Source organism: uncultured Campylobacter sp. (genome assembly GCF_938015785.1).
Lineage (GTDB): Bacteria > Campylobacterota > Campylobacteria > Campylobacterales > Campylobacteraceae > Campylobacter_B.
In genome coordinates this window covers 75,342-90,786 of the sequence record NZ_CALLWC010000054.1, presented here as the reverse complement: position 1 = coordinate 90,786, position 15,445 = coordinate 75,342, and the positions used below count along the sequence as shown (strand labels likewise).

16 protein-coding genes and 1 pseudogene are annotated in these 15,445 nt (G+C 45.9%); 7 read left to right on the top strand and 10 right to left on the bottom strand.

Annotation, left to right across the window (positions count from 1 at the left end; genetic code table 11):
• The 7 genes and pseudogenes from Q0393_RS08195 to rpsT form a co-directional block, all read right to left on the bottom strand.
• The coding region (locus Q0393_RS08195) for an SbmA/BacA-like family transporter (protein WP_298979343.1) at positions 1 to 1,511 on the bottom strand (1,511 nt) is incomplete at its 3' end.
• Between the two features lie 392 nt (positions 1,512 to 1,903).
• Positions 1,904 to 3,586 (bottom strand): annotated as a pseudogene (locus Q0393_RS08190) (TonB-dependent siderophore receptor); the annotation flags it as partial.
• Between the two features lie 12 nt (positions 3,587 to 3,598).
• Positions 3,599 to 4,294 (bottom strand): TonB-dependent receptor plug domain-containing protein, encoded by a 696-nt coding sequence (locus tag Q0393_RS08185; protein WP_298979341.1) that lies wholly within the window; start codon positions 4,292 to 4,294, stop codon positions 3,599 to 3,601.
• A 298-nt stretch (positions 4,295 to 4,592) separates the two neighbouring features.
• Positions 4,593 to 5,438, bottom strand: a complete 846-nt coding sequence (locus Q0393_RS08180) for a universal stress protein (RefSeq protein WP_297901048.1) — start codon at positions 5,436 to 5,438, stop codon at positions 4,593 to 4,595.
• A gap of 288 nt (positions 5,439 to 5,726) precedes the next feature.
• Positions 5,727 to 5,930 (bottom strand): SemiSWEET family transporter, encoded by a 204-nt coding sequence (locus Q0393_RS08175; protein ID WP_367179180.1) that lies wholly within the window; start codon positions 5,928 to 5,930, stop codon positions 5,727 to 5,729.
• A 464-nt stretch (positions 5,931 to 6,394) separates the two neighbouring features.
• Positions 6,395 to 7,462 (bottom strand): peptide chain release factor 1, encoded by a 1,068-nt coding sequence (prfA, locus tag Q0393_RS08170; protein WP_298979339.1) that lies wholly within the window; start codon positions 7,460 to 7,462, stop codon positions 6,395 to 6,397.
• Between the two features lie 24 nt (positions 7,463 to 7,486).
• A complete protein-coding gene (gene rpsT, locus Q0393_RS08165; RefSeq protein ID WP_298979337.1) occupies positions 7,487 to 7,759 on the bottom strand; it encodes a 30S ribosomal protein S20 in 273 nt (90 codons plus the stop codon).
• 152 nt (positions 7,760 to 7,911) lie between these two features.
• Between rpsT and glmM the strand changes: the two genes are divergently transcribed.
• From glmM to nhaA, 5 genes are all read left to right on the top strand, one after another.
• Positions 7,912 to 9,252: a phosphoglucosamine mutase gene (glmM, locus tag Q0393_RS08160; RefSeq protein WP_298979336.1), complete on the top strand. Its 1,341-nt coding sequence runs from the start codon at positions 7,912 to 7,914 to the stop codon at positions 9,250 to 9,252.
• Positions 9,253 to 9,350: 98 nt separating this feature from the next.
• A complete protein-coding gene (gene lspA / locus Q0393_RS08155) occupies positions 9,351 to 9,812 on the top strand; it encodes a signal peptidase II (RefSeq protein ID WP_298979333.1) in 462 nt (153 codons plus the stop codon).
• Entirely contained in the window at positions 9,799 to 10,191 is a 393-nt protein-coding gene (locus Q0393_RS08150; RefSeq protein ID WP_177386934.1) for an SHOCT domain-containing protein, read from the top strand. Before lspA ends, Q0393_RS08150 begins: the two co-directional genes overlap by 14 nt.
• A 10-nt stretch (positions 10,192 to 10,201) precedes the next feature.
• On the top strand, positions 10,202 to 10,642 hold the full coding sequence (locus tag Q0393_RS08145) for a CopD family protein (protein WP_297964227.1): 441 nt from the start codon (positions 10,202 to 10,204) through the stop codon (positions 10,640 to 10,642).
• A 65-nt stretch (positions 10,643 to 10,707) separates the two neighbouring features.
• The gene (nhaA, locus tag Q0393_RS08140; protein WP_298979331.1) at positions 10,708 to 11,871 is read left to right on the top strand and encodes a Na+/H+ antiporter NhaA; all 1,164 of its coding nucleotides are present in this window, start codon (positions 10,708 to 10,710) and stop codon (positions 11,869 to 11,871) included.
• Positions 11,872 to 12,026: 155 nt separating this feature from the next.
• Here the strand turns inward: nhaA and Q0393_RS08135 are convergent, their stop codons facing one another.
• From Q0393_RS08135 to ruvC, 3 genes are read right to left on the bottom strand one after another with little or no spacing between them, the layout of a single operon-like run.
• Positions 12,027 to 12,554, bottom strand: coding sequence for a cysteine hydrolase family protein (locus Q0393_RS08135; protein ID WP_298979329.1), 528 nt, complete (start codon positions 12,552 to 12,554; stop codon positions 12,027 to 12,029).
• A complete protein-coding gene (locus Q0393_RS08130; RefSeq protein ID WP_298979328.1) occupies positions 12,554 to 13,360 on the bottom strand; it encodes a nitrilase-related carbon-nitrogen hydrolase in 807 nt (268 codons plus the stop codon). Before Q0393_RS08130 ends, Q0393_RS08135 begins: the two co-directional genes overlap by 1 nt.
• A gap of 10 nt (positions 13,361 to 13,370) precedes the next feature.
• The gene (ruvC, locus tag Q0393_RS08125) at positions 13,371 to 13,850 is read right to left on the bottom strand and encodes a crossover junction endodeoxyribonuclease RuvC (RefSeq protein ID WP_298979327.1); all 480 of its coding nucleotides are present in this window, start codon (positions 13,848 to 13,850) and stop codon (positions 13,371 to 13,373) included.
• Positions 13,851 to 13,960: 110 nt separating this feature from the next.
• On the opposite strand from ruvC, the gene dnaA reads away from it, so the two are divergent.
• Positions 13,961 to 15,289, top strand: a complete 1,329-nt coding sequence (gene dnaA / locus Q0393_RS08120; RefSeq protein WP_297881694.1) for a chromosomal replication initiator protein DnaA — start codon at positions 13,961 to 13,963, stop codon at positions 15,287 to 15,289.
• Positions 15,290 to 15,318: 29 nt separating this feature from the next.
• Positions 15,319 to 15,441, top strand: a complete 123-nt coding sequence (locus Q0393_RS08115) for a hypothetical protein (RefSeq protein WP_298979325.1) — start codon at positions 15,319 to 15,321, stop codon at positions 15,439 to 15,441.
• Positions 15,442 to 15,445 lie beyond the last annotated feature (4 nt).

Here is a 15,445-nt window from a genome sequence, read left to right as displayed (position 1 = left end):
CCCGTGCGCGGTAGGTTGATCTCGCCGCGGCCGTATCGCCAAAGCCCCGCCGCGTAGCGCAGAGCCGTGCTTTTACCCGCACCGCTCTTGCCTCGCAGCATTATAAACTGCGCGGGCGCAAGCTCAAAGCGTAGATCCTCGATCAGCGGCTCGCCCGCAGGCGTGAAGACCGACAAGCCCTCGCAGCGAGCGGAATTTTCGTCGCTTTGTGTGACGCAAGCACGCAGATTTGCGCTCTCGCCGTCCATGCGCGAGATGAACTCATAGATCCTCTGCACGCTCGCCGCCCACTCCATGATCTGCTTATAATAGTCCATAAACCACGCAAATCCGTCCTGCACGCTGTAAAACGCCGAGCGCGCCTGCATCATGTCGCCAAAGCTCATCGCGCGCGACAAATACAGCGGCAAGCAGGCAAAGATCGGGATTAAATTCGTGATTTTTAGGTAGCTTGCCGAAAAGCATTCGAGGCGAAATTCCGTATTCATGATGCTGCGCCAATTTCTCATGATCTCGCCGAAACTCGCGCGGAAGCGGCTGCGCTCGGCATCCTCTCCGCGCATAAACGCCAAGGCTTCTGCGTTTTCGCGCACGAGCAACAGATCCGAGCGGTAGTCGGCTTCGGCGCGCTGCTTGGCAAAATTTAGCCCCCTAAGTCTACGTCCGATGAGATGCGTAATCAGCGAGCAAAGCAGCGTATAAAGGAGCGCTACGTAGAGCAAAAAGCCCTCGATCTCAAAGTGCATGCCGAAAATTTCAAATTTCAGCACCTTCGAGACCTGCCACAAGATCGCAACGAAGGCGATGAGTTTGGCGAGATTATAGACGAGTGATTTTACGAGATCGACGCTTTTTTGCACGAGCAGCAAGCTGTCCTCGGCGATACGCTGATCGGGGTTGTCTAGCTTCGAGACCCTTTTTGAAATTTCACGATCTGCGCGAGTTTTGGATGAAATTTCATTCTCGCTTGCGCCGCTTTGCCCTGCTGCATTTTGCTTCGCCGCGCTCGGTAAAATTTCAAGCCCCTTTGCGTCTTTATGTAAAGCCGCGCTGTCCGCCTCGGCTGCGGAACACTCTGCGCGCTCGTTTAAATTTTCATCTAAATTTACATCGCCAGGTTTTTCTAAATTTGATCCGCCCCTAGCGCTGAAATTTCCCTCAAGGCTCGTGCGGTAGAAGTTTGCGTTATGTAGCCATTTGCGCTCCATCATCGCGCTTAGCCGCTCGCGCCAGACGATTACGAGCAGTTTGCGAAGCCAGCTGCCACAGACGATGAAAAGCACGATGAGCGCAGTGTAGAGCAAAAACTCGCCCACGAGCGCGGGAATGAGCTCGCCTTTAAGCTCGCTTAGCGCGTCGTAAAAGCGCTTGTCCCACGCGTTCATCAGCACGCTGATTTTGATGATAGCGAGGCTAAAACCAAGCGCGAGCAGCAGCGCCCACAGCTTCGCCGCACCCTTGCCGAACCAGTGCGGACGTAGAATTTCAAAAAATTGCTTTAGGGTTTTCAAATTTTCTCTTTAAATTTTAAAATTTAGCGCCGGTTGCAGCGAAATTCCGCGGGATTAAATTTGATCCGGCAGGCTCGCGAGCGGATTTTATGCTCGCAAGTCTGCGCGTTTAATTCGCTTGGAATTTCGCGAAATTAAATTTATCGCCCCTGCCCGCGATCGCCCGGATCGCCCGCACTAATCAATCGCTAATCAACCAAATCGCAAGTTAAATTTTAATCCCTCGGCTTCGTTCAAATTTTACCCGCCTTGCCACGTGCTACTTGCGACAAAGCCTAGCCTCTCGCCTCTGCGCCCGCCTCACCCGCGCTCTTATAAAGCGCGGAATTTATCCAAGACCGCGTTTGAGGGAGTTTATCCGAGTTCGCATAAGCGCAAAATTCCATCCGCGCTCAATACGTATAATTTAGCGTCAACATAAAATTCCGCGGCTCGCCATAGTAGTTGTTATGTCCCGCGACGCGATTTTGCGTATTTTGAAAATACTTCTTATCCGTGATGTTTTTGACCGCAAAATTTACGCTAAAGTGCTTGTCGAAATGATAGCCGACGTTCGCGTCCCACAGCGCGTAAGCCTTCTGCGGCGCGGCGTAATACGCAACGTTTTCGCGATATATCGAAGCGGTTTTGCTCTGATAGCGCACGCCCGTACCCAAAGCGATCTTACGATTTTCGCCGAGCGGAATTTCATAGTTCGTATAGAGCTTAAACAGATGCTTCGGAATGTAGCGTTTGGCGTTTGCGCCCTTGCTATAATCGACCGCTGCAGAGGTTCTTTCCGTCTTTAAATAGACGCTGCGGTTGAAAGTATATCCTGCGAACAATTTCCAATCATCCGTGAGCGAGCCTTGCACCTCGGCATCCACGCCGCGGCTTCGCACCTTGCCCTCGGCGATGGAATAGTTCGTATTAAGAGGATCGCTCATCGCCCTATTTTTCTGAATGATCTGAAATAGCGCGACATTCGTATTAAGCGCGCCGTCAAAAAATTCTCCCTTCACGCCGGTTTCTAAATTATAGCCGACTACGGGATCTAAAATTTTACCGTCCTTGTCGCGCGCAGCTTGCGGCTTAAAAATTTCGGCATAGCTTGCGTACCACGAAAAATTATCCGCAAAATCCCAGACCACTCCCGCATACGGCGAGAAATCCGATTTGCTCGGGCTTGCGCTATGCGAAGCCGTACCGCGCAAAATATTATAATAATACCTGCTGTAGGTTACCTTCGAAAAGCGCCCGCCGAGCAAAAAGTGAAAATCGTCAGTTAAGTTTAATCTAGTCCCGAGCGAGATCGCGCGCTGCTTTATGGTAGTGGAGCTTCTGTCTTTAAATGTAGCGGCACTGCTCCAATCAGGCTGAGCGATCCTTGAGCGGTCCCAATTATAAATATTCATCCCCAGCGACGCCAAAGACGAATCTCTCGTCCTAGTCTCGCGCCAATTAAGCTTTTCGTTGCTAAGCGAGCCGTTTAAGAAAAAGTCGTGCTTCTGCCCGAATGCTTCGAATTTGCCGTCTAGCCCCGTTTGAAACCCGACCTCTTTGGAGTCGTTATCATAAATCCTATATTGCACCGTATGCGACGAGCTGCCGTTGTAAGGATCTGCCCCGCCGAACGCTCCGAATTTTAACATGCTGTCGCTATCGGTATAATTGAGCCTCGCATAGGCTTTCAGATCATCGCTAAATTCGTGCGAAAGTTCGCTGTAGGCGTTAAATTTTTTATATTCGCTTCTGTCCCAATCCGAGCCGAAGTAACTTCTGCGCGGTAAATTCAGTAAATTTCCATGATTGTCTAAAACGGACACGCCGTAAATATCATAGACGCCGACGGTTTTTTGCCACAAAAATCCCGCGCTAAGAAGCGTCTTATCGGCCACGTCAAATTCCGTCGAAACGCCGACACCTTCGCGATAGCCGTTGCGCGGATAGTCCTTAAACGAGTCCGTTTTACTTAAAATTCCGATCAGCCGCGCGCGTGCCGTACCGCTTTGATTTACCGCGTCCGTTACGTCGATCATGCCGTGATAATTATCCCAGCTACCGCCGCTTAGACTTGCGTTAAAGCCGAACTGATCGCTCGGACGCTTTTAGATTAAATTTATCGTACCGCCGGCCTCGCCGTTGCTTTGCGTAAGACCCGCTACGCCGCGCAGAACCTCGACGCGATCGTAGAATTCCAAATCGGTAAATTCCTTCGATGAGCCAAGAGGCCCGAACACAGAGCTAGAAACCGAGCTTGCGATGCCGTCTTCTTGGATATTATCGTAAAAGCCGCGCGAGACGATGCGATTGCCGCCTGCGTCGTTATTTAGCGAAATGCCGGTTGCGTATTTTGAAAGAGCCTCTTCGGCGTTGTGCAGGCTCAGATCTTTTAAAAGCTGATTGGAGATGACGCTTATGGATTGCGGCGTTTCTCTTATGCTTAAATTTAGCCCCGTCGCAGTGCTCATATTGCCCGTCGTATAAGAGCCCGTACCCTCAGTAGTGGACAGATCGGCCTTGCCCGTGACGTTTATGGTACCGAGATTATCGTCGTCTGAGCTCTGCAGCGTAGAATTTTCCGTGCTACCGCTTTGCGGAGCCGCGCTATTAGAGGCTAAATTTGAAGAAAGCAGCGTGGAACTCCGCGATGCAGCGTCTTGACGCGAGCTTTGCGACGACGAAATTTTAGAGGTGGAGCTTGCGGCGGACGAGTTTTGAGAAGCGTCGCTATTTTGCGCCGCAGTAAGCCAAAACGGCGAGCAAAGTAGCGCAAAAGAAAGTAAAATTCTACCCTTTTTCATAAAAATCCTTTTTAGATTTTATAATCTATATCAATTTACTGGCGGGATTATCTTACAATTCTTTTTAAATAGTAATAAAATTTTTAATAAATTAAATCATAAAATTTTATATGCAATTACTAATTTAACGGAATTTAATAAGATCTATTGACGAATTATTAAGCAAAATTTATATAAATTTTAAAAAGTATATAAATTTGAAAAACGAAGGATTTAAAAATTTAAAATTCTAAAATTCCGCCGCTTTAAAATAACGTAAGCGACGGAATTTAACGTTTATCGGCGTTTAGTCTTGCGATTATGATAGCACTAGCACCGGTACAAGCGCATTGTGCAAGATATCCTCGGAGACGCTGCCTAAAAAGAGCTTTTTGAAAAATCCCTTCGTAAAGGCGCCAGTAGCGATCAGATCGAGGTTATTGGCGCGGCGATATTTGATGATCTCATCGGCGGGCACTTCCGCTTGGATATATTTGAAAGTGGCGTTTTGAGTGCCTAAAATTTCTCGCGCCAGATCCAGCGTCCGCTCGCCCTCTGTGGCATCGAGATTGATGTGCAAGACATGTTTATGTGCGCTCGCAAGAAGCTTTGAACTCTTTATAAACTCAAGCGTGCGTTTCGCCGCGTCAGTGCCGTCAAACGCAATGAGCACGGAGTTAATCGGTGAAAATTCCTTATTCACGAGCAGCGACGGCACGTGAAGCTCCTTTATCAGCACGCTTGCGTTAAAGCCTACGTCCTCGTTATTTGAGCCCTTGATACCGAGTACAAAAATTTCAGCTTCGTCCTTGTACTCAGCGATAACGTCGATAAAATCGCCATCTTTGATGATCTTACTCGCCTTTACGCCCGCAGCAGTCGCGGCGCAGATATATTCATCCAGCATCGCTTCGGCTTCTTCGTGGTCTTTCTCCGCATCCACGCCGCCTAGTGTGGGACTTCCGTAGCTATTTGCAAGGATATCATTCTCTCCTAGGACGATTCCGCCTGCGGCTAGCCCATAAAAATTCTCGCCAAGCTCTGGGATTTCAACCACGTGAATAAACACGAGCTCGGCACCCAAGGTTTTAGCGACGTAAATTCCGTAATCTCTAACCGCTGGGGCAAGCGCATTTTGATCGACGCAAGTGATGACCTTTTTCATTTTTCGTCCTTTTAAAGATAAAATTTTAATCAAAATAAGCTTATCAAATTTTGTATAAAAGTTATTTAAATTCGACAGACTTGAATTCGGCACGGACGATTTTGTGAAATTTAAAGCCGCGTCGTAATGGATATGTGAGGTGCGGGCGCGCTTGTGGTAAGCTAGCTCAGGCTCAGCTGACAGCGATCGAGTAGTTGCAGCGTAGTAGGCGACTAAAAAGCGTTGCGGACGCGGCAGACAAGGTGCGGCGCGGGCGATTTTGAAATTTATTAAGCCACTAAAGGCGGTTTAAAGCGCCGTTATTGCAGTTAGCAGCCCAAAGATGATCCCCGGGAAATTCGCCGCGGCGAGCGGATAGTCCTTTTTAGACTTTAAAAGACCGTAGCTGACCCATATCGTGCAGTTTATCGCAGCTGCAAGTGGCTGGAGAAACGGGACCTTGTTGCCGTCTAAATTCGCCATTATGTTCGGCACGTAGGACACGTACATGATGACCGACAGGCATGTGCCCGCCTAACCTAAAATTTGTAAATTTCTTTCGCTCATCGGCTTTCCTTGTTTTTAAGATACGTTTTAAATTTACGAATGAAACGGAGCGGGATTTTAATACATCAAAGATAAGAAACAAATTAAAAGATGGCTAGAAATAAAATTTGACTTTAAATTTATCGCGGCGACTCCTCGCTCGCTCACGTCTGCGTAAATTTTAAAGCGGTATTTGAGGCGCGCATTTTAAAAAAAACAGAGAAATTTAAAACGCTAGACGGCGCAGCGATAGAATTTAAAAAGGCGGAATTTCAAGCGGGGGCTGCGATGAAATTTAAGTGAATTTACCGAGGCGAAAGCCATTAAATACATTGCTCCGAAAGCTCACGTTTAAATTTAAAGTAAAATTTGCAGCATAATCGCAGCAAAATTTTGAAAATATAGGGATTGAAATTAAAATTTTAAAAGGCTTAATAGCCCGCGTTTGCGATCGCTTCGGCTTGAGAGTGCGCTATGAGCGGATCGATGATCTCGTCGAACAAACCGCCAGCCATGATCGCATCCAGGCGGTAGAGAGTTAAATTTATGCGGTGGTCACTGATGCGGTTTTGCGGATAGTTGTAGGTGCGGATCCGCCCCGAGCGGTCGCCGGTGCCTACCTGATCCTTGCGATCTTTGCGCTCTTTATCTAAGCGCTCCTGCTCCTGCATATCGTAAAGGCGCGCCTTTAGCACCTTCATCGCCGCCTCTTTGTTTTTGTGCTGGTCCTTGCCGTCTTGGTTGGTGACGACTAAACCAGTCGGGATGTGAGTGATACGAACGGCGCTATCGGTGGTATTTACGGACTGCCCGCCGTGGCCGGAGCTGCGCATAACGTCGATGCGAAGATCGTTCGGATTGATCTGTATCTCGCTATCCTCGATCTCGGGCATGACGGCGACGGTGATCGCGGAGGTATGCACCCTGCCCTGACTCTCCGTTTCGGGGACGCGCTGCACGCGGTGAGTGCCACCTTCAAATTTCAGCCGCGAATACGCTCCCGCGCCCTTTACGAGCAAGATCGCTTCTTTGTAGCCGCCGACGCTGCCTTCGCTAGTGCTTACGATCTCGCATTTATAGCCGCGAAGATCGGCGTAGCGCAGATACGCGCCGAGTAGATCGCCCGCAAACAGCGCCGCTTCGTCACCGCCCGTACCGGCGCGAATCTCAAGAAAGATATTTTTATCGTCGTTTGGGTCTTTCGGAAGCAGTAAAATTTTGATTTTTTCTTCGAGCTGCGGCTTTTCGCTCTCTAAGCTTTTAAGCTCCTCTTTGGCTAGCTCGCCGAGATCGGCATCGCTTAGCAGAGCTTTGTTCTCTTCGATCTGATTTAAAATTTTAAGATACTCGCTAGCCGCCTCTTTGATCGGCTCGATATTGCGCTGCTCCTTAGATAGCGCCGTCATATTAGCGATATCTGCGGTAACTGCGGGATCGCTAAGCATGCGCGAAAGCTCGTCGTAGCGATCCAAAAAAGGCTTTAGTTTATCGGCTAGCATTTAAATTTTATGCGTAAGGGGCGCTTACGCGGCGGTTTTTAAAGAATTTACGAGTTTGGCTAGGCGGCTTACTTTTCTGCTCGCGGTCCGTTTTTTCAAAAAGCCCCTGCTTACGAAGCTGTGAAAGCTTTCATTAGCCGTTTTTAGAGCCTGAGTCGCTGCGTCTAGATCCTTGCTCTCGACCGCCTCTCTTACGGCTTTTGTGATATTTTTTACTCTGGTGCGATAAAATCTATTTCGCTCCGTTCTTTTTATGGTTTGTCTCGCGCGTTTTTCGGCGGATTTGTGATTTGCCATAACGTTCCTTTTCGGTTAAATTTGAACCTGCGATTATACGTAAAAAATATTTAATCGACGCTTAATTTAAGTAAAATTTAAATATAGTTTAAATTTATTAAGATTAAACTTTTTCTGGTAGAATTTCATGATTTTTATACAAGGATTTGATAATGAAACTTTTCGGAACGGACGGTGTACGAGGCAAAGCGGGAGAATTTCTAACCGCCGAGCTTGCGATGCGCGTAGCGATGGCAGCGGGAATTTATTTTAGGAAAAATTCCGTTACGAATATGATTTTAGTCGGCAAAGATACCCGCAGAAGCGGCTATATGATAGAAACAGCGATAGTTGCGGGCCTTACCTCGGTAGGCTACAACGTCCGCCAGATCGGTCCGATGCCTACTCCTGCGATTGCCTTTCTTACGGAGGATATGCGCTGCGATGCAGGCATCATGATAAGCGCGAGCCACAATCCATACTACGACAACGGCATTAAATTTTTCAACAGCGAGGGCTTTAAACTCGACGAAAAAGAGGAAGCACAGATCGAAAAAATTTATTTCAGTGACGATCTAATCGCCGAGGCGCGCACCAAAATGATGCAAATCGGCGCCGCAAAGCGCGTGGACGACGTCATCGGCAGATACATCGTGCATATTAAAAATTCCTTTCCGAAGCAAAAGACACTGCACGGGCTTCGCGTGGTACTTGATTGCGCAAACGGAGCAAGCTACAGGGTCGCGCCTACGGTATTTAACGAGCTGGGAGCCGAAACTATCGTCATCGGCGACGAACCTAACGGCAAAAATATTAATGATGCTTGCGGCGCACTAAGCCCGCAAAATTTAGCCTCGGAGGTCAAAAGATTACGCGCCGACGTCGGCTTTGCTTTCGACGGGGATGCCGATAGGCTCGTAGTCGTGGACGAAAACGGCGAGATCATCCACGGCGACGCGCTACTTGGAATTTTAGCAGTCTATTTGAAAGGAAAAAATCGCTTAGCAGGCAATAAAATGGTAGCCACAGTGATGAGTAATTCTGCGCTGGAGGATTTTTTAGCTAAACACGACATCGCGCTTCATCGCTGCAATGTAGGCGATAAATTCGTACTTGAGACGATGCACGAGCTAGGCGCAAATTTCGGCGGCGAGCAGAGCGGGCACGTAATCTTTGGCGATTACGCCAAAACGGGCGACGGCATCGCAAGCGCGCTACAATTCGCCGCTTGCATGTTGGATATGAAAAAGAAGGCAAGCGAATTTTCGGGGATGATTAAGCCCTATCCACAAATTTTAAAGAATTTAAAAATTTCGGATAAAAAACCGCTTGAAAAATTAAAAGGGCTAAAGGAGCTTGAAGCAAGCCTTAAAGCGGACAAGATCCGCTCGCTCTTTCGCTACTCCGGCACCGAAAACGTTATCCGCCTCTTAATCGAGGGCAAAAACGAAAAGCTGCTGCAAAAGCGAATGGACGAGGTCGAGAAATTTTTTGCCAAAGCCCTAAATGAGTAGCGTTGCGGTGAAATTTTACGGCGCGACAAGCTCATGGCTCGGTACAAAAGGCGCGGACAAAAAATGCAGGCTTTACATATTTAAATTTAGGCTGCGAGATGGCTAAGACCTGTATTAAATTTATCCTACTTTTTGCGGTGATCTTTGCGATCGATCAAGCGATAAAACTTCTGTTTTTAAACGGCTTTTCATGGCAGGGAGAGTTTTTTTCGCTAGAGCTTACGCTTAACCGCGGCGTTGCGTTTTCGATGTTTGCGTTTTTGGGCGAAAATTTAAAATTTATCCAGATCGCGCTGATCTCAGTACTTGCGGCGTATGTATTTTGTCATAAAAAGCTTTTTTGCGAGCATTGGATGCCGTTTGCGCTGATGCTCGCGGGAGGTTGTTCAAATTTGCTCGATCGCTTTATTCGCGGCGGCGTTGTGGATTATGTCGCGTGGCATAAGTGGTTTGAGTTTGCGGTGTTTAATTTCGCCGACGTGATGATAGATCTGGCCGTCGTGATTTTTATTTTTCAGGGCTTACACACCGCAAAAAAGGAGAAAAATGAAGAGAAATAATTATATCGCTTACGCGCTTTGGTTTTTAGGTGCGTTTTCGTGGATCGCAGCTATGCCGATCGGCGGCGGACTGCATAGAATTTATTGCGGCAAATTTATCAGCGGATTTGCTCAAATCGCGCTATTTTGGCTGGGAAGTTTTACACTATGGTTTTTAGTGGGCTTTTTGTTTTGGGCGATTTGGGGAATTTGGATTTTGCTAGATATATTTTTCGTAGGAATTTGGGTGGAAGATTTAAATGCTTTTGCAAGCGAGACGGAGGAGGACGACTACGAAGGACGTCTAAAAAAAGTCGATGCACTTTATGAGCTGTATCAAAAAGGCGCGATTTCCAAAGAGGAATTCGAAGCGCGAAAAGAAATTTTAATGAGAGATTAAGGAGGCTAAAATGAGTTACTATTGGTTTAAATTTATCCATTTTGCGGGCTTTATTTCATGGATGGCGATGCTGTTTTACATGCCACGTCTGTATGTATATCACGCTGAAAATTTAGACAAGCCGGATTTCGTAAAGGTCGTTAAAAAGATGGAGCGGATGCTGTATCACGCGATCGGCTGGATAGCAATGGCGGTGACGGTTTTTAGCGGCGTGATGCTTATCATTTTAAATCCGGGGCTTATGAAAATGGGATATTTTCATATAAAATTACTAGCCGGAGTTTTGCTAATCTGTTATCATTTGTGGCTGTATTATTATATGTATAAATTTGAAAAAAACGAGTGTCACAGGAGCGGAAAATACTTCCGTGCGATCAACGAAGGCCCTACGATCATAATGTTTATAATACTTTATGCAATGCTAATAATGCCGAATTTACCGAGCAACTAGCCCGTTTTGATAAAAATTTAATTAAAATTTGCATAAAATTAAGGCAAAATTTTTAAAGGAAGCATGTGCAACATATCATTAAGAAAATTTTATCAAGCGAAAGTAGCGCCGGCGTTATATTACTTCTATCCGCAGTTTTTGCGATCATAGCTCAAAACGTAGAATTTTTATCGAAATATTACGAAGCGTTTTTGCATTTGAGTTTTACCATAGGTGTGGGTTCTGCGAAACTTGACGAATCGATGCATTTTTTGGTAAACGACGTGCTTATGGCGATATTTTTCTTTGCCATCGGACTTGAGCTCAAGCGCGAAAAAATAGAAGGACAGCTGCACCATTTCTCTCAAATTTTACTTCCTAGCTTCGCAGCTCTGGGCGGAGTAATGATGCCTGCGATCATATTTTCGATCATCAACTGGGACGATGCCGTCGCGATGAAGGGCTGGGCGATCCCAACGGCGACCGATATCGCCTTTGCCGTGGGCGTGATGGCACTTTTAGGCAAAAAAATCCCCGCGAGCCTTAAAATTTTTGTTTTGACGCTTGCGATAATGGACGATCTGTGTGCAATTTTAATCATCGCTTTGTTTTATTCCTCTACCATAAACGCAATCTATCTAGGCGGCGCGGCTGCCTGTGTCGCAATAATGCTAGTGATGAGCAGACTTGGCGTTGATAAAAAGCTTCCGTTTATCATCGTGGCCGTGATGCTGTGGGTGATGGTACTAAACTCCGGTATCCACGCGACTATCGCGGGAGTGCTTGCGGGCTTTTGCATCCCGCTTAAGACCCGCTCGGGTTCTATGCTAAAGGATATGGAGCACGGACTAGCCTACCCCGTAAATTTCTTCATCTTGCCGATCTTTGCCTTTACAAACGCAGGCGTTTCGCTAGCAGGCATCAGTCCTAGCTTCCTTTTCGGCCCGGTGCCGATGGGCATCATGCTCGGGCTATTTTTCGGTAAACAGATCGGAATTTTTGCCTTCAGCTGGATCTTAATCAAAGCCAAAATCGCCTACATGCCCGAAAACGCAGGCTGGCCACAGCTTTACGCCGTGGCAATTATCTGTGGTATCGGCTTTACGATGGCGCTTTTCGTCGATGGCCTCGCATACGGCGGCAGCGATATGTATCATTACACAGACAAGCTCGCGGTATTTTTAGGCTCGATAATTTCCGGGGTAGTTGGATTTTTCGTCGCAAAAGCAGTCGCGGTAAAACAAAGCTAAAATCCGTAAAGGGTTAGAGTCTTAAAATTCTACGAACAACACAAAATTTCAAAATTCTACCGCTCAAAAAATTCCAAAATTTTAAGAGCGACTCTAAATTTTAAATTTATACGCTATAAAATTTAACTTAAAATTCTGTCTGATCCAAGCGCAGCTTAAATTACCAAAATTCCCGCATTTTGCATTAAGTTTAGCGCGCATTCATCGTAGTAGCCACGCTCATGGTTCGGCGCATCGTAGGTAGCTACCGCACCTCGCGGAACGATAACGTCCTTATCCTCGCCAGTTTCGTTGAGATAGGTGCGCAGGCTAAGCGCAAACTGCATCACGCAGATATCGGTGCAACAGCCCATAATCACAAAGCGATCGAAGCCGTCCAGAATTTTCTTATCCAAATTATGAAAGCCGTTCGTGCTGCGCTTAAAAGTGACGTTTTGCTCGCTTACGTAAGGCGCGAGCTCCTCGATCACCTCCGCTTCGGGCGAGCCAACTAGACAGTGGATCGGATAGCGCTTCATCTCCAAATCACGCTCGGCGTGAGCGTCGCAGATGAAATGCACGTTTTTCGCCGCCTCTATCTGCCTAATCACCGCAGGAGCGATCTTTGCTATGCTGGAATCGGCCATCGCACCGAATTTTACGAAGCCGTTTAGCATATCGATCACAAATACTAAAGTTTTCATCAAAACTCCTTATAAATTTCAGGTTTCATATCTTTTAAAATATCCATTTTAGCGCGAAATTTTAAAATTTCATCTAAATCCGCCCGAGCAATCTTCACGACCTCTTTTTTCCCCAGGCGCGCGACGATCTCCCCGCCGGGACCGATCAGCATGGAATTTCCGCCGAAACTCTCGCCCTGCCCCGTATCGCCGCAGCCGTTTACCGCGCAGATAAAAATTTGATTCTCGATCGCGCGGGCCTTAGCGAGCGTGATAAAATGCTCTATGCGGCTCTGCACAAACTGCGCTATCACAAAAACCACCTGCGCGCCGCGAAGCGCTAAGGCGCGAAAAATTTCACCGAAGCGCAGGTCATAGCAGATCACGACGCCGATTTTAACCGCGCTATTTTTAAATTTAATCTCGCAAATACCCAGCTTATCACCGCCGCTTACGATCTCGTTTTCGCGAGCGAGCGAAAAGGCGTGGATCTTGTCGTAGCGTAAAATTTCGGCTCCGTCTTGATAGACGAAAGCGGAATTATAAATTTTATCTCGCTCGGAGCTTATCGATCCGCCTATTAAAACAGCGCCGCAGTTTTGCGAAATTTCGCTTAAAAATCCCTTCGTTCGCGCAGCTCCCGCGTCGGCTAAGCGCTTGAAATTTTGTACGCAAAAGCCCGTGTTAAAGGCCTCCGGCAGCACCGCTACGTCCGCGCCTCTTTTTAACGCGCGATCGATCAGCCCGCGCGCGCGGATAAAATTTTGCTCACAATCTGCAAAATTTTGAGCCATTTTCACGTCCATTTGCAAAATAGCGATTTTCATATAAATCCTCCTATTTAGGCGCTAAGCGCATAACATTTGCATGCGTAAGCGCGATAGCTATAGCATCCGTAATATCAAGCGGTTTGATCTCCTTATTAATCCCCAAAATCCGCTTCACCATGAACGCAACTTGCTCCTTCGCCGCCTTTGCTTTGCCCGTGACGGATTTTTTTACCTGAAGCGGCGTATATTCGGCAAAATTTCCAAAAATTTGTAAAATTTTAAGAGCCAGTGCGCCGCGAAACTGAGCGAGCTTTAAAACAGACTGCGGATTATAGGCATAAAACATCGATTCTATCGCGACCTCATCAATCTTATGAGCGCTAAAAATTTGATCGATCGCCTCATTCATCTGCGTCATTTGAAATTGCACGTTTTCGGCTTTCATTTTCACTAATCCCGCCTCTATGAGGGTGATTTTATTCACATCTTTTTCCAAAATCGCATAACCTAAATTTCTAGTTCCCGGATCGATTCCTAAAATTTTCATAACCACCTTTCACACTTATTCACAGTTTAATCACCAGTGAATAAACTGAAATTTACCGCAAATTTAGTGAAATTTAGCTAAAATAGCGGCTTAATTTATAAGGGAATTCAATGGCGACGTCGCAAGCACAAGAAATTTTATCAAATTTAGAGAAGGAAATTTTACCTACCGAATACTCTAGATACATTAAAAATTTGAAATTCAACGATAAAAACTCGACACCGGAATTTTTCATCTACAACGCAACTAACGAGTTTATCGCCAAATATGCCCAGACAAAATACGGCACTAAAATAAAAGAACTTATCAAAAAACAGTTCGGGCTTAACGACGTGATCGTCAAAATCACCTCAAAAGCTAAAATTTCACCGAAAGAAAAGGTAAAAATCATCTCCGAAAAGCCTAAGAGCACGATTCTAAGCGAAAATTATAACTTCGAAAATTTCATCATCGGCGATTCAAATAAATTTGCTTTTGAGTGCTCTATCACGGTCGCAAAAGAGCCCGGAATCCGTTTTAATCCGCTTTTTATCTACGGACCTAGCGGGCTAGGAAAAACTCACCTCCTTCAATCGATCGGAAATTACTGCATTAAAAAAGGAAAGACCGTCATCTGCGTTACCAGCGAGCAGTTTGCTAATGATTTCGTCTTTAACCTTAAAAACAACTCGATCGATAAATTTAAACAAAAATACCGTAACTGCGACGTTTTGCTCATCGACGACATTCAGTTTTTAATCGGACGCGATAAGGCTCAGGAGGAACTTTTTTATACGTTTAACGAGCTGAAAGACAAAAACTGCCAAATCGTCCTTACCAACGACCTGCCACCAAAATTCCTAAAAGGCTTTGAAAGTCGCCTCACAACGCGATTTGAAAGCGGCATAATAGCAAACATAACCCCGCCGGATCTAGAAACTAAAATTGCTATTATCAATAAAAAAAGTGAGGAAAACCGCGTTAGAATCCCACACGACGTCGTAGAATATATTGCTGCAAATATGGGCGATAATATCCGCGAGATCGAGGGCGCGATCAACAAGCTAAACGCTTACTCGTCAATACTTCGCACGAAAATCACGCTAGAATTTACCAAAAGTACGCTTCAAGATCAGATCCATCAAAAATATTCAAGCGTGAGCCTAGAGCACGTCATCGAAGTCATTTCAAAAGAGCTAAACGTAAAACCTAGCGAGCTAAAAAGCAAAACGCGAGCTAAAAACGTTGTCGAAGCGCGCCAAATTTGCATATATCTAACCAAACAGTTAACTCAAAACTCAATGCCTAAAATCGCCGCATTTTTTAATCTAAAAGATCACAGCGCCATCAGCAAAAATATCAAAAAAATCAACGAGCTCATTCAAACCGACGAGATGTTAAAGATAAAGATCGAAGAGTTAAAAAACAAAATAACCAAAAAGGATAAGAATGAAATTTAGACTTTATGAAAATAAAGCAAAAAGGTTGAATGAAAGTGAATAAAACAAAGCTACTTACTCACTGGGTAAACTACCTAAAGACAAGCTTTAGGATAAGTTTTTCACAAAAACCACTTACCAACTACTACAACGATAAAAATTTAAAAGGATAAAAAT

Excerpts from the sequence above, each read along its gene's own strand:
- Q0393_RS08185 (WP_298979341.1), bottom strand. The coding sequence starts at position 4,294 with ATGAAAAAGGGTAGAATTTTACTTTCTTTTGCGCTACTTTGCTCGCCG.
- Q0393_RS08180 (WP_297901048.1), bottom strand. The coding sequence starts at position 5,438 with ATGAAAAAGGTCATCACTTGCGTCGATCAAAATGCGCTTGCCCCAGCG.
- prfA (WP_298979339.1), bottom strand. The coding sequence starts at position 7,462 with ATGCTAGCCGATAAACTAAAGCCTTTTTTGGATCGCTACGACGAGCTT.
- rpsT (WP_298979337.1), bottom strand. The coding sequence starts at position 7,759 with ATGGCAAATCACAAATCCGCCGAAAAACGCGCGAGACAAACCATAAAA.
- glmM (WP_298979336.1), top strand. The coding sequence starts at position 7,912 with ATGAAACTTTTCGGAACGGACGGTGTACGAGGCAAAGCGGGAGAATTT.
- lspA (WP_298979333.1), top strand. The coding sequence starts at position 9,351 with ATGGCTAAGACCTGTATTAAATTTATCCTACTTTTTGCGGTGATCTTT.
- Q0393_RS08150 (WP_177386934.1), top strand. The coding sequence starts at position 9,799 with ATGAAGAGAAATAATTATATCGCTTACGCGCTTTGGTTTTTAGGTGCG.
- Q0393_RS08145 (WP_297964227.1), top strand. The coding sequence starts at position 10,202 with ATGAGTTACTATTGGTTTAAATTTATCCATTTTGCGGGCTTTATTTCA.
- Q0393_RS08135 (WP_298979329.1), bottom strand. The coding sequence starts at position 12,554 with ATGAAAACTTTAGTATTTGTGATCGATATGCTAAACGGCTTCGTAAAA.
- Q0393_RS08130 (WP_298979328.1), bottom strand. The coding sequence starts at position 13,360 with ATGAAAATCGCTATTTTGCAAATGGACGTGAAAATGGCTCAAAATTTT.
- ruvC (WP_298979327.1), bottom strand. The coding sequence starts at position 13,850 with ATGAAAATTTTAGGAATCGATCCGGGAACTAGAAATTTAGGTTATGCG.
- dnaA (WP_297881694.1), top strand. The coding sequence starts at position 13,961 with ATGGCGACGTCGCAAGCACAAGAAATTTTATCAAATTTAGAGAAGGAA.
- Q0393_RS08115 (WP_298979325.1), top strand. The coding sequence starts at position 15,319 with ATGAAAGTGAATAAAACAAAGCTACTTACTCACTGGGTAAACTACCTA.